Annotated in this window: 17 protein-coding genes; 7 read left to right on the forward strand and 10 right to left on the reverse strand. The window is 62.0% G+C overall.

All coding sequences use genetic code 11. The annotated features are described in order from the left end of the window. Together ACFPN2_RS34760 and ACFPN2_RS34765 are read right to left on the reverse strand one after the other, a co-directional pair. Positions 1-789 (reverse strand): RHS repeat domain-containing protein (locus ACFPN2_RS34760; protein ID WP_380605334.1); only part of this gene is annotated, 789 nt, incomplete at its 3' end. Positions 790-931: 142 nt separating this feature from the next. Next, positions 932-2,719: a DUF885 domain-containing protein gene (locus tag ACFPN2_RS34765; protein WP_380605335.1), complete on the reverse strand. Its 1,788-nt coding sequence runs from the start codon at positions 2,717-2,719 to the stop codon at positions 932-934. 129 nt (positions 2,720-2,848) lie between these two features. Here ACFPN2_RS34765 and ACFPN2_RS34770 point away from each other — a divergent pair, with 129 nt between their 5' ends. Genes ACFPN2_RS34770 through ACFPN2_RS34780 form a run of 3 tightly spaced genes read left to right on the forward strand, consistent with a single transcriptional unit; the run spans position 2,849 to position 5,405 of the window. Next, positions 2,849-3,196: a zinc ribbon domain-containing protein YjdM gene (locus tag ACFPN2_RS34770; protein ID WP_380605337.1), complete on the forward strand. Its 348-nt coding sequence runs from the start codon at positions 2,849-2,851 to the stop codon at positions 3,194-3,196. 26 nt (positions 3,197-3,222) lie between these two features. After that, entirely contained in the window at positions 3,223-4,263 is a 1,041-nt protein-coding gene (locus ACFPN2_RS34775; RefSeq protein WP_380605339.1) for a serine hydrolase, read from the forward strand. Beyond that, positions 4,260-5,405, forward strand: coding sequence for a DEAD/DEAH box helicase (locus tag ACFPN2_RS34780; protein ID WP_380605341.1), 1,146 nt, complete (start codon positions 4,260-4,262; stop codon positions 5,403-5,405). Before ACFPN2_RS34775 ends, ACFPN2_RS34780 begins: the two co-directional genes overlap by 4 nt. A 4-nt stretch (positions 5,406-5,409) precedes the next feature. Here the strand turns inward: ACFPN2_RS34780 and ACFPN2_RS34785 are convergent, their stop codons facing one another. The 4 genes from ACFPN2_RS34785 to dbpA form a co-directional block, all read right to left on the reverse strand. Next, entirely contained in the window at positions 5,410-6,669 is a 1,260-nt protein-coding gene (locus ACFPN2_RS34785; RefSeq protein WP_380605343.1) for a DEAD/DEAH box helicase, read from the reverse strand. Positions 6,670-6,698: 29 nt separating this feature from the next. Then, positions 6,699-7,886, reverse strand: coding sequence for a hypothetical protein (locus ACFPN2_RS34790; RefSeq protein ID WP_380605344.1), 1,188 nt, complete (start codon positions 7,884-7,886; stop codon positions 6,699-6,701). Between the two features lie 142 nt (positions 7,887-8,028). Next, entirely contained in the window at positions 8,029-8,943 is a 915-nt protein-coding gene (locus ACFPN2_RS34795; RefSeq protein ID WP_380605345.1) for a DUF2167 domain-containing protein, read from the reverse strand. An 85-nt stretch (positions 8,944-9,028) separates the two neighbouring features. Further along, on the reverse strand, positions 9,029-10,399 hold the full coding sequence (gene dbpA, locus ACFPN2_RS34800) for an ATP-dependent RNA helicase DbpA (RefSeq protein WP_380605347.1): 1,371 nt from the start codon (positions 10,397-10,399) through the stop codon (positions 9,029-9,031). Positions 10,400-10,454: 55 nt separating this feature from the next. Here dbpA and ACFPN2_RS34805 point away from each other — a divergent pair, with 55 nt between their 5' ends. The 4 genes from ACFPN2_RS34805 (at position 10,455) to ACFPN2_RS34820 (ending at position 14,737) form a co-directional block, all read left to right on the forward strand. Then, positions 10,455-11,015 (forward strand): DUF1415 domain-containing protein, encoded by a 561-nt coding sequence (locus ACFPN2_RS34805; RefSeq protein ID WP_380605348.1) that lies wholly within the window; start codon positions 10,455-10,457, stop codon positions 11,013-11,015. Position 11,016: 1 nt separating this feature from the next. Further along, positions 11,017-11,862, forward strand: a complete 846-nt coding sequence (locus ACFPN2_RS34810; protein ID WP_380605349.1) for a PA4780 family RIO1-like protein kinase — start codon at positions 11,017-11,019, stop codon at positions 11,860-11,862. 358 nt (positions 11,863-12,220) lie between these two features. Continuing rightward, entirely contained in the window at positions 12,221-12,865 is a 645-nt protein-coding gene (locus ACFPN2_RS34815) for a hypothetical protein (RefSeq protein WP_380605351.1), read from the forward strand. 36 nt (positions 12,866-12,901) lie between these two features. Then, the gene (locus ACFPN2_RS34820; protein ID WP_380605353.1) at positions 12,902-14,737 is read left to right on the forward strand and encodes an ABC transporter ATP-binding protein/permease; all 1,836 of its coding nucleotides are present in this window, start codon (positions 12,902-12,904) and stop codon (positions 14,735-14,737) included. Between the two features lie 11 nt (positions 14,738-14,748). On the opposite strand, the gene ACFPN2_RS34825 is transcribed toward ACFPN2_RS34820, so the two are convergent. From ACFPN2_RS34825 to ACFPN2_RS34840, 4 genes are all read right to left on the reverse strand, one after another. Then, positions 14,749-15,498: a 3-keto-disaccharide hydrolase gene (locus tag ACFPN2_RS34825; protein ID WP_380605355.1), complete on the reverse strand. Its 750-nt coding sequence runs from the start codon at positions 15,496-15,498 to the stop codon at positions 14,749-14,751. Positions 15,499-15,597: 99 nt separating this feature from the next. Next, positions 15,598-16,278 carry an RNA polymerase sigma factor gene (locus ACFPN2_RS34830; RefSeq protein WP_380605357.1) on the reverse strand — a complete coding sequence of 227 codons (681 nt, stop codon included), beginning with the start codon at positions 16,276-16,278 and terminating at the stop codon, positions 15,598-15,600. Positions 16,279-16,285: 7 nt separating this feature from the next. Continuing rightward, positions 16,286-16,819 carry a DUF4142 domain-containing protein gene (locus tag ACFPN2_RS34835; RefSeq protein ID WP_380605359.1) on the reverse strand — a complete coding sequence of 178 codons (534 nt, stop codon included), beginning with the start codon at positions 16,817-16,819 and terminating at the stop codon, positions 16,286-16,288. A gap of 75 nt (positions 16,820-16,894) precedes the next feature. Then, entirely contained in the window at positions 16,895-21,478 is a 4,584-nt protein-coding gene (locus ACFPN2_RS34840) for an AAA domain-containing protein (protein ID WP_380605361.1), read from the reverse strand. Between the last annotated feature and the right edge of the window lie 74 nt (positions 21,479-21,552).

Below are 21,552 nucleotides of genomic sequence, written 5' to 3' on the forward strand. Positions count from 1 at the left end.
TACATACATCTGATCGTTGACCGACTCGTACAGACCGTCGCTGTTCGCATCGACCAGCGAGACGGTGTTGTCGGCCGGGCTCAGGTCGAGCACGACCTGTCGCAGGCGATTGGAGCTGTCGTAGTAGTAGCGGGTCAGCGTCTGAGTCTGGCCGTCGCTCACCACGCGAATGCTGGTGAGGTTATTGCCGGTGTAGTCGAGAAAGGTCGTCTGGCCGGAAGCGTCGGTGATCGACGTGAGCAGATTCCCAGTGTAGGTATAGGACACCGTGTTGCCATCGGTGTCGCGCGAATGCGTGAGCTGGCCGGAGCTGTTGTACGTCTCGGTGTTGCGGCCGGAACCATCGGTCCAGGTCCAGGTGCCGCCGCTGTTGGTCAGCGTGTCGTGCGCACCGTCGCCGTCGGTGCTGATGTAACGGCTCTGCGCCACATCGTAGGTGTACAGCACGTCACGCCCATCGCCGAACACCTTTCTGATGGTGCTGCCCGCGGTATTGACCGTGCCGGTAAGGTTGTACCAGCGCTGGTGCAGACCGAGCCGCCAGTTGTCGCCGTTGTCGTCGTCCATCAACCCTTGCGAGTTGTAGGTACGAATCAGCGACACATCCAGCCCGAGCGCGCTCAAGCGCTCGTCCTGACTTCGAATGATCAGATTGCCGTTGGTGCTGTTGACGAACACCCGGTCGGTGCCGCGGCCGAGCCCCGAGTTGCCCGTCGCGCCTACGCCGCCCAACGCCGCGACCGAAGAGCCGAACAGCCCCAAGCCCGACCCGCTGACCACTGCAACCATGTCGCACCCTTCTCGAATCGTGTGTTCTGGTACCCACGACGTTCAGTTGTCGTACGGGTTTGCAGATACATCCACGATTCCAGCAGGCGGTTTAGGACTTTTTAGAAAAAAAGCAGCGACGACGGTTGGCTGTTGACTCCGCTCAGCGAGCCCTCTGCTCTTCGATCCACCGGTCGACACGCTGATCGAGCAGATCGAGCGGCATCTGCGCGCGGCCGAGGATCGTGTCGTGGAAGCCGCGAATGTCGAACTTGCTTCCCAGCTGAGTCTCCGCCCGCTTGCGCAATTCCTCCATCTTCATCATGCCGATCTTATAGCCGGTCGCCTGGCCCGGCATGATGATGTAACGTTGCACCTCGGCGCGGATCTGGCTTTCGGCGGCCGGCGAATTCTCGAGGAAATATTTGACGGACTGCTCCTCGGTCCAGCCCTTCGAATGCAGCCCGGTGTCGATCACCAGACGAATCGCGCGCCAGATCTCGGTCGTGAGACGACCGAAGTCGGAATACGGATCCTTATAAGCTCCCATCTCCTTCGCCAGCTTCTCGGTGTAGAGGCCCCAGCCTTCTTGATACGCGTTGATGTACAGATATTTGCGGAAGTTCGGAATATCGGTCAGCTCGCGCGCGATCGCGAAGTTCATGTGATGACCGGGCAGCGCCTCGTGATAGGCGATCACCTCCAGCTGTGGGATGGGCATTGCGCGCATATCCAACAAATGCGCGTAGAACACGCCGGGGCGCGATCCATCCGCTGTTGACATGTAGTAGTGCTGAGGCGCGCCGGCGACCTCGCGATACGACTCCACGCGCTTAACGACCACATCGGCCTTGGGCAGGACCCCGAAATATTTGGGCAACTGCTGCTTCATGAAAGCGATGTGAGCCGTGGCACTGTCGATATACGCCTGCCGTCCCTGGTCCGTGTTCGGATAGTAAAATCGGTCGTCCTCACGCACGAATTTGAAAAATTCCTGCAGCGTGCCCTGGAAGCCGACCTGTTGCTTGATCTGCTCCATCTCGCCCTTGATGCGCGCCACTTCATTGAGGCCGATCCGATGGACCTGTTCCGGCGTCAGCTGCGTCGTCGTCGAGCTGGCGAGCATCGCTTCATAATAGGCCTTGCCGTTCGGATTCTTGCCGACGCCGGTCGCGACCGCATCGGCCTTCGGCACTTCGGACTCGAACCACGCGATCAGTTGCTCGTAGGCTGGCTTCCACTGCTCGAGTAGCACCTTGCGGGCCGCGGCCTTGTAGGCATCGGCTTTGACGGCATCGATCTTGCCCGCCTTGGCCAAGCCATCGACCTTGGTCTGGACATCGTTCCACACCGCGCTGTTGCCCTGGCCGCCAAACGGCGCGCCGGTAATCAGCGCGCGGGCTTGGGGAATCATTGCCACATAGGAGAAGCGCGGCACGCGCGAGCCGGCGGCCGCATTCTTCTTGGCAATCTCGAGTAGCTGAAGCTCAGCGCGTGCGACGCCGCCAATGCGCGCGATATAAGCGTCCATGTCCGCTGGCGCGTCGACGCTGTGGATCTGCATCAGGAATTGCGGGATTCGCGTGTGCGGCCCGTACAGCTGGTCGAAGACATAGACGTTGCGCCTGAATTTGGCGAGCGACGCGGCGTCCTCATACTGGTAGATCCACAGATCGTAAGAGAGCTGCGCATCGGGCGGCAGCTTCGCGCGATCGAACTTCGCCTTCAGCTCTTCGACCGACTTGCGCTGCCATTCCAGCGCGCGATCCGCCGCTGCTTCGGACATGTCGTCGATCTTGTCGTAGTCCTTCTTTTCCCCCGCGTAGCCGCGGGCCATCGGGCTCAGGTCGAGCTGTTCTTCATATTTCGCATCGAGCCACGCGTTGATCTGCTCCGCTGGCGCCACCGTCCACGCGAGCAGCCACGCGCCAATGAACAAGGCCTTCGACATGCGCATTCTTTTGCCCTTCCCCCAAAAGGCCCGAGCGTAGTCAACGGGCCGCTGTAGCGGTACTAATAGATTTAATACGAAGGATTAGCGGCGCTGATATCGGCGCGGCACTTCCTTATAATCGCGCCCATGAGCACCCTTCCCCCCTGTCCTCAATGCAGCTCGAGCCTCACTTACGAGGACGGCTCCCTCTACATCTGCCCGGAATGCGGCCATGAATGGTCCGCGCTGGCGGCCCAACAGACCGAATCCGCCGACCGACCCAAGGTCATTCGCGATGCTGTCGGTAACGAGCTGCGCGATGGCGACGCCGTGACCGTGATCAAGGACCTGAAGGTGAAAGGGTCCTCGCTGGTCGTGAAAATGGGCACCAAGGTGAAGAACATCCGGCTGGTCGAAGGCGATCACGACATCGACTGCAAGATCGACGGCATCGGCGCGATGCAATTGAAGTCGGAGTTCGTGAAAAAAGCCTGATCCGTGCCGGACCTCGAGGAGACGAAATGCGATCGACCTGGGCCTTTGCGTTAGCGCTGCTGTTGCAGCTGATCCCGGTCGATGCGACCGCGCAGTCGGCGAGCTCGAATCTGTCCCGCCTGCTGGAGGCCGAGCTGTCGCGGCTGCCCACGCGCTCGGGCATCTACGTCAAGCATCTGGGCACCGGCGAAGAGGCCAGCGTTCGCGCCAACGATGAATTCGAAAGCGCCAGCACCATCAAGGTCGCGACCATGGTGCTTGCTTACCGCCTGGCCGACGAGCGCAAGCTGGACTTGAACCAGCGCTACGTCATCAAGCAAGCGGACTATCGCGGCGGCTCCGGCATCTTCAGGTTCAACGATCCGGGCCTGAATCCAACGCTCCGCGATGTCATCACCCAGATGATCATCACCAGCGACAACACCGCCACCGACATCATGATCGCCAAGGTCGGCGGCAAGGACGCGGTCAACCGCTTTCTGCGTGACGCCGGCTATCAGGTCCTGCGCCAGAACAACACGACGCTCGAGTTCTTCCGGCTCGGTTACGAGGCGGCCGACCCCAAATACAAAGCGCTGAAGCCCGAAGACATCTTCGCCCTGAATACCGACCTGCCCTTGTTCGTCGAGCCGCGACGCGCGCTGATCGAAGAATTCCAAAAGCGCACCGCTGACAAGGAGGTTGCTCAGCGCATGAGCGCGGCGTGGAGCGCCAAGGCGAACTGGTTCGGCTGGGCGACGCCTCGCGAAATGGGACGGCTGCTCGAAAGCATCGAGCTCGGTACCGCGGCGTCCAGGCAGAGCTGCGACGAAATGAAACGCATCCTGCTCGCGCAGCAGTCCGGCGTCATCAAGCTGCCTCACTACCTGACCGTCCCCATCGCTCACAAAACCGGCGAGACCGGCACCGTGACCAACGACGTCGGCATGATCTACGCCCACTCCGGCACCATCGTCATTGCGTTTTACAACGTCGAGCTGGCCGGCCCTCGCGCCGAAACCGAAGACGGCATGGGCCGCGTCGCCCGCACCGTGGTCGACTATTTCGATGGTGGCAAACCTCAATGACGTTCGCTGAGCTGCAACTGGCGCCTGAGCTGATCGCCGCGCTGGAGAAGCAGCAGATCAGCCAACCCACGCCGATCCAGAGCGCCGCGCTGCCGGTGCTGTTGGCCGGTCGCGATGCGTATCTCCATGCCGAAACGGGCACGGGCAAGACGCTCGCTTATTTGCTGCCGATTTTCGCTCGCATCGACACCGCCCTGGTCGCCACTCAAACGGTGATCGTCGCGCCCACCCACGAGCTGGCGATTCAGATCCATCGTCAATGCGGCGAGCTGGCGCAAAATGCCGGCTGGCCGATTCGTTCGCTGCTGCTGATCGGTGGCACTTCCACCGAGCGGCAGATCGACAAGTTGAAAAAGAAGCCGCACGTGGTGGTCGGTTCGCCAGGTCGGATCGCGGAGCTGCTCAGCAAGGGCAAGCTCAAAGCCAAGGATATTCGCAACGTCGTCATCGACGAGGCGGATCGGCTGCTCAACGAAGAAAGCCTGCTTTCCGTTCGCGCCATCGTCCAGGCCGCGCCGCGCACTCGACAGCTGATATTTGCGTCAGCGACGCTGGAACACCGAAGCACAGCGGTCGCCAAAGAGTGGGCGCCAGAGTTGCAAATGCTTCAAGCGGGCGCCGCGCCGGTCAACGAAAACATCGAGCATCTCTATTTGATCTGCGACGAGCGCGACAAGCCGGATGAGCTGCGTAAACTCTGGCACGCGCTCACGCCGGAGCGCGCCATTGTATTCGTCCACCGCAATGAGCTCGCCGAGCGGGTCGCACTCAAACTGGCGCACCATAAGATTCCCGCCGCCGATCTGAATGCCGCGCTCTATAAAGAAGATCGCAAGCAGGCGCTGGATGGTTTTCGCAAAGGAACGATCCGGGTGCTGATCGCCTCGGACATCGCGGCACGCGGCCTGGACATCAAAGGCGTCACGCATGTTTTCAACTTCGACGTGCCGACCTTGAGCCAGGCGTATCTGCATCGCGTGGGCCGCACCGGCCGTGCCGGCTCCAAGGGCGTCGCGGTCACCTTGATGACTGAGATCGAAGCGCGACTGGTTCGCCGCTACGAGGAAGAGCTCGGTATCGACATGCAGGCCGTGCGCCTGCGCGAAGGCAAGGTGTTTCGTCGCGAGCGCCCGTCCAACTGACGCCTCATTTCAAACCGCGCTCCCGCAGTTTGTCTTTCTTGCTCTTGCGCTTCCCCTTGATCCCACCGGTCGACGCACCCGGCAAAGGCGCGACCGGCGCGGCGGTTTCGACCGGCTCGAATCCAGGAACGATCTCGCGCACCAGTGTCATTCGGTGCCGCTTCTCGATCAATCTGAAGTGCGACTCCGTGCTCGCGCTCACGAAGCTCACCGCCACGCCCGATTGGCCGGCTCGCCCCGTGCGACCGATCCGGTGAATGTAATCGTCCGTGGAACGCGGCAGATCGTAGTTCACGACGGCGGGTAAATGGGTGATGTCGATGCCGCGAGCGGCAACGTCGGTCGCAACCAGAACCTGCAACCGCTCCGCCTTGAAGTCCGCCAACGTCTGCGTTCGCGCGCCCTGACTGAGTTCGCCATGAAACGCCTCAGCGTTGAGGCCCGCGCGATGCAACTTGTCCGCGACGTGCTCCGTCGAATATTTGGTGGCGACGAACACCAGCACGCGAGACCAGCCATGCTCCCGAATCAAACGAAGTAACAACTGCGTGCGGCGAGGCGCGTCGACGTGAATGGCGCGCTGGGTAATGTCCGGCACGGTCTCCGGCGTCGAGGGAACATCGACTCGCAGCGGGTCATTCAGCAGAATCGCCGCGAGCGCGTTGACCTCGGGCGGGAACGTAGCGGAAAACAACAGATTCTGGCGACGCTCGGGCAATGAGCTCAGCACCTGAGACAGCTCGTCCGCAAAGCCCAGATCCAGCAACCGATCGGCCTCGTCGAGGACCACTGTTGCAACGGACCGCAGACTCAATGCGTTGTGCTCCATCAAATCCAACAGCCGGCCCGGCGTCGCAACGACGATGTCGGCACCGCCGCGCAACGCCATCATTTGCGGATTGATGGACACGCCGCCGAACACCACCGCCACTTTGACCGGATCGGGCAGATAGCGAGCGTAGCTTTCGAACGATGCGCCGATCTGCGCGGCGAGCTCGCGCGTGGGCACGAGAATCAGCGAACGAACTCGCCGCGGCGTTTCGCGACCGGCTTGCGAATGCCGCTGCAGTATCGGCAGAGCGAATGCAGCCGTTTTGCCCGAGCCCGTATGAGCACAGGCCCAAACATCCCGCCCGCTCAGCACGCCCGGGATCACCGCGCTCTGAATGGGAGTGGGCGCGGCGTAATTTCTCTCTTCGACGGCGCGAACGATTTGCGGACACAGCGCGAGGGAAACAAAGGTCGGAGGCGTATCGACGGTCATGCCGTCATGATCGCACGCAGCCGCGCCGATCAGAAGATCGCTTTGAGCAAATAAGTCGCGAAGTCGTTGAGCGAGAACGTCGTCAACAACAGCGGCACGAAGGGTACGGCCGAGACCGCGGCCAGCCTCGACACGTCTTTGAGGCTGAATGGCACCAGGCGGGTTTCCCGCACGACGGTGAAACTATTGCCCAGATCGGCGAGCGACTGGATATCGCCGCTGCCCAGCAGAGGCTCGTCCGCCGGCGCGCCGCCCTCCACCCATTTGCGATGAAACTCATTCGTGTACCGACTGACCAGCACGCCGAATTCGCGCGCGGTATTGCGCTTCGCTTGCACCAGGTGGGGCGTGAACACGGTGAGCGGAGCGAGCGTGGCACCGATAAAGAAAGCGAGAAAGCCCAGAATCTGCACCTTGAAGCTCATCAGATCCCGGCCCGCGAAGAAGATCTGGCTTGCAATCAACCCTGCGAGCAATGCGCCCTGCGCCAGCAGCACGAGCGCGAATGCGTTAATGCTGATTCCCAGAAAGCCGAGACCGGCGGCACGGTCCGCGTGGCTCGCGAGCAGGCGAAGCGGCAGCCGTGCCACCCGAAACAAGAACCAGAACCACAGGAAAAAGCGAAAGTACCAACGCAGCAGCACGAACTGGAAGATCGGCACGCTGACGAAAGTGTTCCAGTAGCCCGCCGGAGTGAGCCGGGTCTGCGCTCCCTCCGCGCTTGCGTACCAGCTCGTCACATTGAGCGCGATCTCATTGCGCCACAGCCACAAGCCCAGCGTATAGACCAGGGCCAGCAGCGCCAACTCGATGGCGGGCGAATTGCGCAAGCGCAAGGTCGAATCGATGGCGTCGCGAAACGCCGGCATGTCTTCGGGCGCGATGATGTCGCGCTCTACGAATTGATTGACGACGAAGCGGATGCGCCGGTGCACGACGATCTCGGCCGCGATGAGCAGCGGCAGCGCAATCAGAAACCGGACATGGGTCTCGATGTCTTCGATGAAGGGAATCGGCACCGTGTTGCCGAGCGCAGTTCCCTGCAGCGCGGACAACACCAGCAACGGCAGCCACGCGACGATCGAAAATACCAGCATCCGCCGCTGCAACAGCTCCAACGCATCGCCGGACAGATGCGCCCGCCGGTACATCTGAAACAACGGACCGCCGAGGACCAGTGAGAAATCGGGTTGCGACCCGAGCATTGGCGCGCTCACGGGAAACTGCTCGCTACTGCACCGCCATTGAGGTGCCCCATCATCGCAGCTTGCCCCGAGTGCATCGCGAGGCACTATCGGGTTTTCGCATTCCGTCTGAAACGCGATGACCGGGAGCCTCCCCCGGTCATCGCGAGCTCGATCACGAGGCGCTTTCGGCCTCTTCTCTCTTACCTTTGAAGAACTTCACAATCGCGCCGCCCGCGGCGACCACCGCAATGAAGATGAGCTTGGCGAATTTGAGCAGGAACGCGCCGACCACGGCGAGCAGGCCCAGCTTCTTCGCCGCCACGCCGCCAACCAGTGCGGCGAGACCGTAAGCGGCCACTTTATCCGTGGAAGCGTTGAAGTCGGCGTAGCGCTTGCCCGAGTTGAAGTCGATGGCACCCAGCAGCTCGCGGGCTGCCGCTTTGTGAGTTTCAATCGCAGACGCCGCGGTGATCAGGTTCAGCGACACATAACCTTCGCGACCGAGCACGTAAGTGTTGTAGTTGACGCTGGGATCCTGGTCGGCGCCGCCTTTGTCACGAACCTCGGCGGCCCAGATCAGACGATGCGTCGGCGCCTCGTAGGCAGGCACTTCGATCCAGCGGCTGACTTCGATGGGCGCGATGCCCATCTGCTGACGATGCTCGTTGGCCGCTTCGGTGCCGTCCTTCAGGCTCTGCAGCAGCTCGTCGGCATCCCAATGCTTGGCATCGTCATCCTTGATGTAACCGGCGGGCTCGTAGTCGAGCGTCACGAACCATTCCGCGTCCGAGTCGGGCAGGATCAACCCCAGGAAACGGTCATCGGTCTGGTTGCCCATCCGATCCATGACGGCCTTGCCTTCTTTGGCGGGGATGAAGACATAACCTGCCGGCAGCTGCAGACTCGCCTGGTCGCGAAACTGAACCGTCGTGGGGCCCGCCTGTTTGGCGGCATTGACGGCGGCCCAGACCGGATCTTCCGCGGGCTGCGCCTCAGCCTGCGCTGGCGCGGCCTCCTCGGCGTGAATCGTAACAAACGAAAACGCGAGCCACGCCGCGACTGCCGCGGCGGTAAACCGTCTTGTCATATCCGTACTCCTTGTTATGCACCCGTTGCGCCGGTATTCCACCACGGCGGCGGCGGGATCAACAAGGAAAACAAACAAAACAGGCTCAGCCGATCTTCCGGATCCTGAAGGTGCGCCCCTTGATCTTGCCGGCACGCAACCGTTGTATGGCGAGGGCATGAGAGGCCCGCTCGATCGCCACATAGGTGCGAGTAGGAAACACATCGATCTTGCCGACGGCGCTGCCGGGCAGCCCGGCGTCGCCGGTCAATGCGCCCAGCAGATCGCCGGGCCGCAATTTGTCCTGGCGCCCGGCATCGATCGCCAATGTGACAAACGGCGCCGCCCAGGGCTCAGCATCGGAGAGTGGCGGCACGGTGCCCCAGGTTAGCGGCTCGCCGAGCCGATCTTCAATCACTCTGGCTCGCGTCGCCTCACGCGGCGAGCAAAGGCTCAGCGCGATGCCCCGGCGACCGGCACGCCCGGTCCGGCCGATCCGGTGCAGGTGAGTGTCGGCATCGCTGGCAATATCGAAGTTGATCACCATGGCCAGATCGGCGATGTCCAAGCCGCGGGCCGCGACATCGGACGCCACCAGCACCGTGCAGCTCCGATTTGCGAACCGCACCAGCATTTCTTCACGTTCGCGTTGATCCAGGTCGCCGTGCAAGGCCAGCACCGAGAAGCCGCATTTGTTTAGATCGTCGGTAACGGCGCGCACCTCCTGGCGCGTGTTACAGAACACCACGGCCGACTCCGGCCGATACTTCAACAACAGTGTTTCGAGGGCGTGCAGTTTCGATTCGGCAGCGACTTCGAAGAACGTCTGCTCGATCAGTATTTCGTCCGAGTCGCTGGTAACCGTCACATCCACGGCGTCGCGCTGAAACTCACCGCTGATCTCACGAACCGATTTCGGGATGGTTGCCGAGAACAACAGCGTCTGTCGCTGCTCCGGCGTGGCTCCAACGATGGCGTCGATCGCGTCCGCGAACCCCATGTCGAGCATGCGATCCGCCTCGTCGAGCACCAGCACTTTGACCGCTTGCAACGGCAGCGCCTGCTTCTCGATCAGCTCGAGAATACGGCCCGGCGTGCCGACCACGATGTGAGGTTCATGCGCGAGAGACGCCAGATGCGGACGCAAGGGCACGCCGCCACAGAGAGTGAGCACCTTCACATTGGGGATAAATCGCGCGAGCCGCCGGATCTCGCGACTGACCTGGTCCGCAAGCTCCCGCGTCGGACACAACACCAGTCCTTGCAGTCGGACCACCGACGAATCGAGCGCTGACAACAAGCCCAGCGCGAATGCCGCTGTCTTGCCGCTGCCGGTCCGCGCCTGCGCCACCACGTCACGCCCGGCGAGAATGGCCGGCAAACTCGCCTCCTGGACCGGGGTCATGGCCGCGTAGCCCGCTTCCGACAATGCCCGCTGCAGCGGCTCGCTCAAGGTCAATTTAGAGAATTCAGTCATCCCGCCATGATCGCACGTATTACACTAGACCCTCACCTCCTGAACCGAAGCCCTCTTGAACTCTCCGAACGGCGTCCCGTCCGACGAGCAGGTCATTGCCACGACTCGCACCTGGCTCGAGCGAGCGGTGATCGGCCTGCAACTGTGCCCTTTCGCGTCGGCTCCCTATCTGCGCGATCGCGTGCGTTTTTGTGTCAGCGCGCAACGCTCCGCTGACGGGCTGCTCGAGGACCTGGTTCGTGAACTGCAGCTGTTGCGTGATACAGATCCGCTCCAGTGCGAGACCACGCTGCTCATTCATCCCCAGGCGTTGACCAATTTCCTCGACTACAACGATTTCCTCGACGACTGCGACGCCGCGGTGGCGGAGCTTGGATTGGAAGGCGAACTGCAGGTCGCCAGCTTTCATCCCAACTATCGCTTCGCCGGCACCACCAAGCAGGACATCACCAACTTCACCAACCGCTCGCCGTTCCCGATGCTGCATCTACTGCGCGAGGCCAGCATCGCTCGCGCAGTGGCCACCTTTCCAGGCATCGACGAGATCGGCCCCAAGAATATGGAAACCCTGCGTCGCCTGGGTCACGAAGGCTGGCGTCGGCTGTGGATCGACTGATATGAAACTTCCCGCCGGCCTCCAGGAACTGCTGGACGAGGGCATCGTCGACGATGTCATTCGACAATTGAAAAGCGGCAAGGAAGCCTCTGTTTATGTCGTTCGCTGCGGTTCCGAAAACCGCTGTGCGAAGGTCTACAAGGACATGGCTCAGCGCAGTTTCCAGCGTCGCGCCCAATATCAGGAAGGCCGGAAGGTGCGCGGCAGTCGTGAGTCTCGCGCGATGGCCAAGAGCACCCGGTATGGACGCAAGGAACAGGAAAGCGCCTGGAAAAACGCCGAAGTCGACGCGCTCTACCGGCTGGTCGGCGCGGGAGTGCGCGTGCCGCAACCGTTTGGGTTCTTCAACGGCGTACTGATCATGGAGATGGTGACAGACGCGGACGGCAATTGCGCGCCGCGCCTGGGTGAAGTGGAGCTGTCAGCCGACGTGGCGCGCAACTACCACGGGTTTCTGATCGGCCAGATCGTGCGCATGCTCAGCGCAGGTCTCATTCACGGTGATCTATCGCAGTTCAACGTGCTGGTCGGTGGCCAGGGCCCCGTGATCATCGATTTGCCGCAGGCCGTCGACGCAGCGGGCAACAACAACAGCTTTGCGATGCTCGAACGCGATGTGAGAAACATCACGGAAACGCTGGGCCGGTTCGCGCCGGAGTTGTTGGAATCCCGATTCGCAGCCGAAATGTGGCAGCTCTTCGAGCAAGGCGAGTTGCAGCCGGACAGCGCGTTGACCGGTATCCATGTCAAAGATGAAACCCCGGCCGATCTCGATGAGGTCGTGTTCGCCATCGAGGACGCGCGCTACCAGGAAATGGCACGTCGCGAACGCGAAGCCGCCGAGTAACGACGCTCCAGTGCGTCATCTCGCCGGCGGACAGAACCACCGTGCCGCCAGCTCCCGCGCCCTTCGAGCACCTCGACGCGGCGTAAGTTATTGCTGAAGTCGACTCTCAGCGCGCTTCTACCCCGCCGCGGCCGCCAGCCGCAAATACGCCTCCTGCTCCACATCCTCGGCGGCCGCGAGATTCTTCAGCCGGCAGGGGTCGCCCCGTTCATGGGTCATCGCGGTAGTTGGGCTGTATCGCGAAAACGCGCGGCGCCGAGCGAAACCGCAATTCGATATCCCTGCACCGGCCCGGCGTGCGGCTCAGCTCATTGTCATTCGTTCTTAACACGATTCTGGTTAGCAGGAGGATCGTCGGATGGAACGCCCACCACGCAGCTCGTTGGTTTTCTCGATGTGCGCGGCTCTCGTGATGCTCGCAGGGTGCGAGAACAAGCTGAACACCAATTTCGAGCAGGAGATGCGCGAGCGGTCGAGCACCACCAGCACCGACCGCTATGCCGCGCTCGGCAACCTGCAACAGCGGCTGGCGCGCTACTACAAGCCCGAGCCCGCGCAACGCCCCGCCTACGCACGTCAGGAAGCGCTGGGGTTTCGCCCCGTGTACGAATCGTCGCTCAAGAAGCTCGATGCCGAAGAAAAGATCGCCGGCGCCGAGGAACTGATGGCGAGCTGCCGCCCGACCTTCGACGCAGTGCTCGCTTTTCAAACCGACGAGACCGTTCAAGCGCCCGCGCTGCCGTCAGCCGCGACCGGGCTCGTCGAGCAGCTGCAAGCCTGCCGTGACCAAGCCATCGCCGCGCAAAAGTCGGTGGACGAGGCCACGGGTCAACGGGCGCACACCCTCCGGCGCTTCGCCTCCAGCGGCATGGCGGTCGTCGGAATGATGACGGCCGCACGCGGCGACGAAGCGACGGGCATCAAGATCTGGAGCGAGGCAGAGAAGCTCGCCGCCGAGGACCGGCCGGGCTTCGAGTTCAAAGCCCGCATGCTGGTGCGCTGACGTTCGTCCTTCATTTCCAAGCGAGCCCCACAGCTGATGAGCGATTCCCGAACCATACAAATCGATCCCGCCGACTATCGGATGGACGGCCGCCTGATGAGACGCATCTGGCGTCTGGCGAAGCCCTACTGGGCCGATCGCGCTCACTGGAAATCCTGGGCGCTGATGATTTTCACCATCCTGGTGAACCCGCTGTGGGCGTATGTCTCCTACCGGCTCGCGCACGTCACGGCCGAGCAGGCCAACGCGCTGGTGGGCAAGGACAGCGAGCAGTGGCATGCGATTTTCTGGCTGCTGTTCTATATCGGCATCGGCCAGTGGGTGTACGGCCAGATCATGAGCGTGCTGAGCAAGCTGATGCACATGCAGTGGTATCGCTGGATGACCGAATGGATGGTCACGCGCTACATGTCGAACAAGACCTATTACGACATCGCGATGCGCGACGACGTCGACAATCCCGACGAGCGTATCCAGGAGAATGTCAGCCCGTTCATCAGCACGGTGATCGGCCTGCCCAATCAGATCCTCGGCACCATCACCGGCATCACCACCAGCACCATCCTGCTGACCCAGGTCAGCTCGAACATGACGGGCTTCGTGGTGATCTATTCGGCGGTCTCGATGGTGTTGCAGACCGCGATCTACTGGCCGCTGATCCGCAAGCAATTCGATTCCGTGGCGGCCGCCGCCGATTTTCGTTTCGGCCTGCTCCGGGTGCGCGACAACGCCGAAACGATCGCCTTCTTTCGCGGCGAAGCGATGGAACAGAAACAGGTGTCCAGTCGCTTGCGGCGCGTGATCGCCAATCAAATGGACATCTTCTACTACGGCATCAAGACCGGCGTGATCACCACCGCCTTCCAGTACATCTGGACCCTCATGCCGCTGTGGCTGGTGTATCCGCTGTATTTCTCGGGGCAGATCGAGTTCGGCACCATTGCACTGGCCACCACGGCCGCGGCGGGCCTACGACAGGCGCTGACGACGCTCGATGACTACATTCCGTTGTTTGCCGGCCTCGCACCCAAAGTCGTGCGACTGGCGCAGATCGTGGAGCGCTTCGACGCCATGGAAGAGAGCATGCGCGGCGCCGACAAGATCACCATCAAGCGCGACAATCTGATCGAGCTGGACAACGTGAGCTTCCAGACCCCGGGCGGCGAGCAGCAACTGGCGCAGGATGTTTCGTTGAGCATTCATCCCGGCGACAGCCTCATCATCATCGGCCAGACCGGCGTCGGTAAGAGCTCGATGCTCAGATCGATGGCGGGCTTGTGGATGCGCGGCACCGGCACGCTGACCATGCCGCCCGATGACGACGTGATGTTCGTTCCGCAGAAGCCCTACATGATGCTCGGCAACCTGCGTGCACAGCTGCTCTATCCCAGCGGCCGGTCGGACATGACCGATGCCGAGATTCAAGCCGTGCTCGAGAAGGTGTGCCTGCCGCATCTGATCGAAAAGCACGGCGGCCTGGACGCCGATCGCGACTGGAGCAAAGTGCTGTCGCTCGGCGAGCAGCAACGCGTGTCGTTCGCGCGCATCATGATTTCCCGCCCGAAGTTCGTGTTCCTGGACGAATCGACCAGCGCGGTCGACATTCCGACCGAGGCGAAACTTTACTCGGCGCTGATCGAGACCGGCGCGACCTTCATCAGCGTCGGCCATCGCGAAACCATTCTGCGCTTCCACGATCGCGCCCTGCGCCTGCTGGTCGGCGGCGGTTGGGAAATCGTCGATTCGCGCCACATCGAGCCGACCCTGGTCCAGCCGCTCGGTTCGGCGCGCAAGCAAGAGTCGTCCGCCGCCGAAGCGCCTGCGAAGCGCCCGCCGGCGGACGATGGGGCGGAGATGGTTGCCGCCACCTGACTCGGGTTCGATCAGAGCTTCCGTAGCCAGATGTTACGGAAGCGGACCTCGTGCGAATGATCCTGCAGACGGATGGGCAGGTCGCCGTGAGCTTTGTAGACGGGCGCGCCGATGTAAGCGGTCGCGCCTTTCAACGATACGTTGTTCTGTATCAGCACGCCGTTGTGAAGCACCGTCATCCGCGCCGGTGACTGCACCGACCCATCCGAAGCAAACCGTGGCGCCGTGAAAATAATGTCATAGGTCTGCCACTTGCCGGCCGGCAGATTCGCGTTCACGAGCGGCGGATACTGCTTGTAAATGGCACCGGCCTGGCCGTTGACATAGGTTTTGTTCTCGAACGTATCGAGCACCTGCAGCTCGTACACGTCCTGCAGAAACACGCCGCTGTTGGCGCGATCCTGACCGACTTTGTCCGCGGGCAGCTGTGGCGCATACCACTCCACATGCAGCTGCACGTCGCCGAAGCTGGCGCGGGTTTGAATGTCGCCCGTGCCCGGCGCGACCACCAGCTCGCCCTGCTCCACCCGCCACTTCGCCGGCCCGCCATCCTTTTCGCTCTTCCAGGCATTCAGATTCTTGCCGTCGAAGAGCACGATCGCGTCCGACGGCGGCGCTCCGGCAGTCGCCCCCGGCGTCACTTTCACCGGCACCGGCGACCACACTTCGGTGGCCTTCGGGTCGCCGGCAGGCGCATTTGCCGCGTGCGCGACCGCGGTCAACGAGCTCGCGAGCAATGCCAAGAGTCCTGATCGATACATTTGCGCCCCCGATGAAGGACTGGCGTCGAGACGCCGATGAGCGCTTTTACCACAGGACTAGCGGCGTTGGCCCGCACCCGTGTGAAGCGAGCCTCCACGTTATTTTTGCAAACGAGCGAGAACTCGAGCGATCACGCCGTCACAATGACGGCCGCCGAACTCGAACACATCGCGCTCCGCCAGATCGATTTCCTGGGCCAGGGCTTCACGTAACAGACTCCGTGCGCGGAAATGACGGCTGCGCACGGTGTCTTCGGGGATATCGAGAATTTGTGCCGTGTCCTGAACGCTGAACTCTTCGACAGAGCGCATCACGAACACGAGGCGGAACGGCTCGGGCAGTTCATCGAGCTTGTGTTCCAGAAGATCCCGGAGCTGCGCCCGACCGATAGCTTGGTCGGGCAGGTCCGAATCGTTGTCAGGCACGGTATCGACGTCGGGGCGATTGGTGGAGCTGACCATGGGAATCACGTTCTCGCGGCGGTGATGACGACGCAGGCGACCCGTGCACTCATTCAAGACCAGACGCGACAGCCAGGTGGACAGCGCCGCCTCCCCTCGAAACTGTTGCAACGACCGATACGCTGACAGATAGGCGTCCTGTAGCGCGTCGTCCGCTTCGGTCGGATCTTTGAGCACCGCCCTCGCGAGTCGATAGAGGCGACGGTTGTTGAGACGCATCAGCCGCTCGAAGGCGACGCGGTCTCCCGCCGCGATCCGACGCGCGATCGAGAGGTCGTCTTCTTGCGTAGCTAGCGAGACTGCAACGTCGGTTGTCATTGGACGATCATTCCCCGGCCTTGCCCAAGGAAGTCTGCAAGTGCTTTGCATGTTCCAGATGCGCGACGAACGCCGGACGCACTTGCACCAGCAGCGCCTTCAACTCAGCATTCTGCGCGCTCGGAATGAGCGTCTTGTCCACCGCATCCAGCACCGCCTGATGATAGGTCACTTCGTGATCGATATAGGCTTTATCGAACGCTGCGCCGCTCAGCTTCTTCAATGCGGCCAGATTCTCGTCGCCGCCCTTCTGCAGACTCTTGCTGGTGTCGCTCGGCTCCGGCGTCACATGAAGTTTCGTGACCAGATCCGTCGCCGCTTTGTTCACGCCAGTGTGCTCCGCGACCATGCGCTGAGCAAACTCTTTGACTTCCTTGGACTGAGTGCGGGATTGGGCCAACTTGCCGGCGTCGATATCGACCTTGTTCGCAACGACCACGATGTCGGCAATCTGCGGGTCTGTAGGGCCGGCATTCGCCGCGCCAGCGTTTACGGCCACGAGCGCAAGCGTCGCGCCGAACGCAGTAAGCCAGGTGTTCATTTCATCGCTCCTGATTGAGGGGTCTCACATGACATTGGATGTCACGAGTCGACGCCCCGTTCCCGGAGCTTGGAGCTAGGGTTGTCGCCCGAACCTTCTGCGCGGCTTCGCTGCCTTCTTGGGCTCAGCATCCACGGGCCCATTTTCTACCGCCGCCGGCGCTGCTGTCGTCGCGGGCACGACCGGCCGGCCAGTCATTTCCCGAAGTTCTTCGACCAGCGACTTCGCGGGTGTTTCTTCAACCGGAGCAATAGTTACTTGCTCCAGGTCGACCGGCTTGATGCCGAGCTCTTCCAGACGATCGAACACACGACGCAGCGCCGAATCCGGATCCCGATAGAACGCACTGCCTCGGATGCGCACGAACTCCCAGCCGAGACGCTCGAGAACGGCTTGACGCGCTACGTCCTCACCAAGACTCTCGGGAGTGCGATAACGATCGCCGTCGCACTCGACCGCCAAGCGCTTGCCATCGTTCTCGATCACCATGTCGATGCGGAAGTGACCGATGCTCATCTGCTGCTTCACTCGAAAGCCCGCAGCGCTCAGACGCTTCGCCACTTCACGCTCGAGCGGCGACTCCGGCTCCAAACGATCTCGCTCGGCACCGGGCGGCGCCAGGTTCGGCTGTTGCGCGTGCTGAAGTAGCTGGAAGCGCAAATCATCGGTCTTCAAGTCGTGATCCGCATCGAATGAATACACCACCCACAACTGATCGCGTGCGCGGCTCGCGGCGACGTTGTAACGTTTCTTGACCAGCTCGTACGCACCCTCTCGCACCGTGCGCAGTGTCGCGTCCTCTGGCGCGCTGTCCACGAGCGACAACAAAATGATGTCGCGTTCGTCGCCCTGGAACTCTGCAGAGATGCCAGCGAGGATGCGCCGCTTCTCCAGTTCCACGGTGTCGATCCGCTTGTGAAGCAGCGACTGGATCAGTAACGCCTGCTCTTCCTTCACCATCGAAATCACGCCGATGGTCTTGCCTTCGTAAGCAGGATGACGCGTCATCGCCTTGATCAGCGACACAATGGCCTCGGCCTCACGCGGGTTCACGTCACCCTGGCGCACGCCTTCCACCGGATAAGGAACGCAAGCCGGCTTGATATGCGTCGAATTCGCCGCCCGCAGCGGCAGAATCTTGCCGTCGTAGGACAGCCGGTTACTGAACGCGATGATCTCCGGCACCGAACGGAAATGCTCGATCAAGCGCACCGCGTCTCCAAACGCCTGCCGCCCGATGTCATAGATGGAAGACATGGCATCGAACAGATGCGCGTTCGGAAAATCATGAAGCATCGATTTTCGGAGGTTCTCGAGCGCCGTCTGCTCCTTGCCGACGCCCAACGGCGTCACCTGCTCGTGGTCGCCCACGATGACGACTTGCCGCGCCATATATAAAGGAATGAGCGCATTGAGGTCCGCCTGGCTGGCCTCGTCGACAATCACCAGATCGAAGCGCGTCGCGCGCGGATCGAACGTCTCGGCGACCATGGAGATCGGCATGATCCACACCGGCACCGCTTCGACGGAATGCTTCATGAGCTTGCGCGCTTCGGTGAGCAGCGTCTGCCGGCGCTCCGGATGACGCGTCGACATCAAACGCTTCGCCGTATCCAGCCAGCCGACCAGCGCCTGGCGGATGGCATTGTTTCCTTGCAGGCGCGCCAGCTGCTGACCCCACGCAGTCGCGTCGATCAGCTCTTGAGTCACCGGCCGCAAGCGATCGCGGGTGCGATCCGCTTCGTATTGCAGCGTCTGCGCATCCAGTCGATCCAACTGCACCAGCGAGTCGTGCAACTGACGATAGATCCACGCCAGCTCCAGGTCGCCCGGCGGATGGCCTTTGTCATGCGGCGCCTTGCGATCCTGCAAGCGATCCGCCCATCGAGGCGCGACCTCGCGAAGCCGCGTCAGCAACTCGTCGCGTTCCGCCGTCAGCGGCTTTACCGTGAGCAAGCGCTGTGCGTACTCACGAGCCGCTTTATATGCATTCGCATCGCGGGCTTCGACCGCTGCGATCAGCCGGGAAATACAACTCGCGCTGACGGACTTCGGATCGATGTCCCCGACACGAACGGCGAGCTGATCGAACCACTCGTTGATCTCACGTTGCTTGCGTCGATCCGATTCGGTGGCCAGCAGCGGCGGCAACACATCGGACGACAGTCGCTCCACCGTCTGATACTCCGCCAGCGGACTCGGTTCGCGCGGAATCTGTGCAACCAGCTCGTCCAGTCGCAGACCTTCGCTACGCAGATGCTCGGCAAGCGTGCCCCACGTGTGTTCATGCCAATCGAGACAGTGACGAATCTCGTCCGTGAGCGCACGGCAAGCCAGCTCCGGCTCCGGCCCCATGGAACGAAACAACGAATTGATGTGTCCGCCGATGAGCGCGTTCCAGGAGTCTTCGATCTCGAGCCGGCGCACTTCCAGGTCGGCCACCATTTCCAGCACATGGAAGTGATCGATGCGTGACGGCTCTCCCGCCGCGACCGCCGCCGATTTCACAAACTGTCGCCACTCTGAGCGCGTCGCCATCGTCACGAAGCCCAAGCCCCGCCCCGCTTCCAGGTGCTGCACGATCTCCTGAGCGATGCGCCGTTGAGTTTCCGCCGACATCGATTTCGACAACTGCGGCCGATGGTGCCGCAAGAGCGCGCATTGCGCGTTCGCTTCAGCCGCTTCTTCGATGCCGTGAATCAGTTGTTCCCACACTTCGCGCTGCGTGCCGCCGTTGATGCCGGCGACGATGGCGTACGGTCGCCATGCCTGCCGACGTCGCAGCTCCGAAAATTCTTCCGCCAAGGTCGCGGCCAATGCCTGGATCGCAGCGCTGCTGCCGGTCTTCATCCATCGATGCGTGCCTGCGGACAAATCCGCCGCTGCGAGCCGCTGATGTTCTGACGCCAGCGTTTCGAACTCACGCTCGGACGGCAGCTCATCGAGATTCGGCAGCGGACGACGCGCATCCTGCTCCTCATCCGCCGTGAATGCGGCGCCCAACGCATACAGGCGGCCCAACTCGTTGGAATTGAGCGGCAACGACACCGCCAGCTTGACCGACCCCGGAATCCACGCGTGCTGGGTACCGTTCGCCTTCACATACTTGGCCGCATCGGCCGGCGAGAACCGCCGCTCATCGACCGTGATCTCGCGATACTCGTTTTCGAGCGCCTCGCGCAAATCACGTTGCAGCACCTTCAATTCGGTCAGCAACTCTTTGCGTCGTTGTCCGAGCCGGGTCGCGCGCGACACCAGCGACGCGCTGGTCTCGGTCGTCAAGCGTTCGGTGATGGAGCCGATGGATGTTTCCAGCTGCCGTCGCGCATCCTGATCGCTGCCCAACACCGCGACACATAACGGACGCAGCACCTCCGGCACCTTGTCGCGTAGTACGCGCAATGCTTTCGCCGTTTGCGCCGTGACGAGGATGGACTTGCCCTGCGCGAGCTGATGACCGATCAGGTTCGCGATCGTATGCGTCTTGCCGGTGCCCGGCGGACCTTGCACCAACACCGAGCCGCTGTGGCTCAAACGTTTGATGATCTGGATCTGCTCCTGATTCGCTTCCTTACCGAGCAGCACGTCGTCGTCGTCGATTGGCGCGTCGGGCTGATCCGGCGAAGTCTTCGGTGCCGGCGTCTCTTCGACCGACGTGCCTGAAATCTGCACCATCGCCGGCGCGAACGTTTTGCGCTGATCGATATCGTCGATGATGGCGTCGACCGCATTCGCAATGCCACCGACGCGCTTACGCAGAATCAACATCGGATCGCGCCACATACGCGGCGCGTCGGAAGGTTCGTCGGCAATGCGCTCCTTGAACAAACGTCCGCTGGTGGGCGACAACGTCTGCACCAGCGTCTTCAAATAAATCTCGGTCTCGTCGGCGCCCCACGGATGCAGGCCGGCGTTTTCCAGCTCCGCTGTCCGATTGCGGAGTGAGGCGGCCGCTGCGTTCTGCAAGTCCACGAAGAGCGCGCTGTACAGCTCAGTTGGGCGGTCCGTCTCATGAATGCTGAATTCCGCGGCACTGGCATCGAAGCGCAGTTCCACGCGCTTGAGCATCACTGGATGATCGATGGGAACACTGCCTTCAATCGACGAGACCGCGCGCCAATTGAGCCGGCCGTCGGCGGCCACCAGCTCGAGCAATTCGCCATCGCGCTCGATGGCCGAATGGATCTCGTAAAACAATTCGAAAAAGCCCAGCGCCTTGCGTGCGGCGAGCTCCGAAACGACCCACTCCTCGCGCTGAGCAACCCACGTTTCGAAATCGGTCAGACGCTGCTCGTCATCGTCGAAACGAATGTTGAGCGGCGCGCTGTCCGCGGCCGCGACGTTGCGAGTCGCAGAGAAATACGCCGCCTTGGTGGGATCGTCCCAGTCCGGCAGTAGCCAGTTCGTCACATTGAATGGCGGCGCAGGACACGGCGTCGATACAGGACGCGCGATGCGTAGCAGACAGTCGTCTTCGACCTGCGTGCCATTGCTGGTGCCGGGACGATTGATTTGCACGCACGGGTGATCCGGCGCATCGGCCAACCGAATCGCCCGTGGATGCTGGCTCACATGCCGCACTGGAGGAAACCGCAGCTGGTTGGCTTCCTTCAGGAACAGGTAGAGCTGCCGGAGTTTGTGCCGAATGTGCTCGATCATCTGGACAGTATTCGGCGCTGTGCCTGAACCAGATTTAAAGGCGCCAGCACGCCGGCACAAACTGTCGCAGTCCA

Source organism: Steroidobacter flavus, assembly GCF_042651805.1.
Lineage (GTDB): Bacteria > Pseudomonadota > Gammaproteobacteria > Steroidobacterales > Steroidobacteraceae > Steroidobacter > Steroidobacter flavus.

What these genes read in the sequence shown, in the direction of transcription:
- ACFPN2_RS34765 (WP_380605335.1), bottom strand. Translation starts at nt 2,719, where the DNA reads ATGTCGAAGGCCTTGTTCATTGGCGCGTGGCTGCTCGCGTGGACGGTG.
- ACFPN2_RS34770 (WP_380605337.1), top strand. Translation starts at nt 2,849, where the DNA reads ATGAGCACCCTTCCCCCCTGTCCTCAATGCAGCTCGAGCCTCACTTAC.
- ACFPN2_RS34775 (WP_380605339.1), top strand. Translation starts at nt 3,223, where the DNA reads ATGCGATCGACCTGGGCCTTTGCGTTAGCGCTGCTGTTGCAGCTGATC.
- ACFPN2_RS34780 (WP_380605341.1), top strand. Translation starts at nt 4,260, where the DNA reads ATGACGTTCGCTGAGCTGCAACTGGCGCCTGAGCTGATCGCCGCGCTG.
- ACFPN2_RS34785 (WP_380605343.1), bottom strand. Translation starts at nt 6,669, where the DNA reads ATGACCGTCGATACGCCTCCGACCTTTGTTTCCCTCGCGCTGTGTCCG.
- ACFPN2_RS34795 (WP_380605345.1), bottom strand. Translation starts at nt 8,943, where the DNA reads ATGACAAGACGGTTTACCGCCGCGGCAGTCGCGGCGTGGCTCGCGTTT.
- dbpA (WP_380605347.1), bottom strand. Translation starts at nt 10,399, where the DNA reads ATGACTGAATTCTCTAAATTGACCTTGAGCGAGCCGCTGCAGCGGGCA.
- ACFPN2_RS34810 (WP_380605349.1), top strand. Translation starts at nt 11,017, where the DNA reads ATGAAACTTCCCGCCGGCCTCCAGGAACTGCTGGACGAGGGCATCGTC.
- ACFPN2_RS34815 (WP_380605351.1), top strand. Translation starts at nt 12,221, where the DNA reads ATGGAACGCCCACCACGCAGCTCGTTGGTTTTCTCGATGTGCGCGGCT.
- ACFPN2_RS34820 (WP_380605353.1), top strand. Translation starts at nt 12,902, where the DNA reads ATGAGCGATTCCCGAACCATACAAATCGATCCCGCCGACTATCGGATG.
- ACFPN2_RS34825 (WP_380605355.1), bottom strand. Translation starts at nt 15,498, where the DNA reads ATGTATCGATCAGGACTCTTGGCATTGCTCGCGAGCTCGTTGACCGCG.
- ACFPN2_RS34830 (WP_380605357.1), bottom strand. Translation starts at nt 16,278, where the DNA reads ATGACAACCGACGTTGCAGTCTCGCTAGCTACGCAAGAAGACGACCTC.
- ACFPN2_RS34835 (WP_380605359.1), bottom strand. Translation starts at nt 16,819, where the DNA reads ATGAACACCTGGCTTACTGCGTTCGGCGCGACGCTTGCGCTCGTGGCC.
- ACFPN2_RS34840 (WP_380605361.1), bottom strand. Translation starts at nt 21,478, where the DNA reads ATGATCGAGCACATTCGGCACAAACTCCGGCAGCTCTACCTGTTCCTG.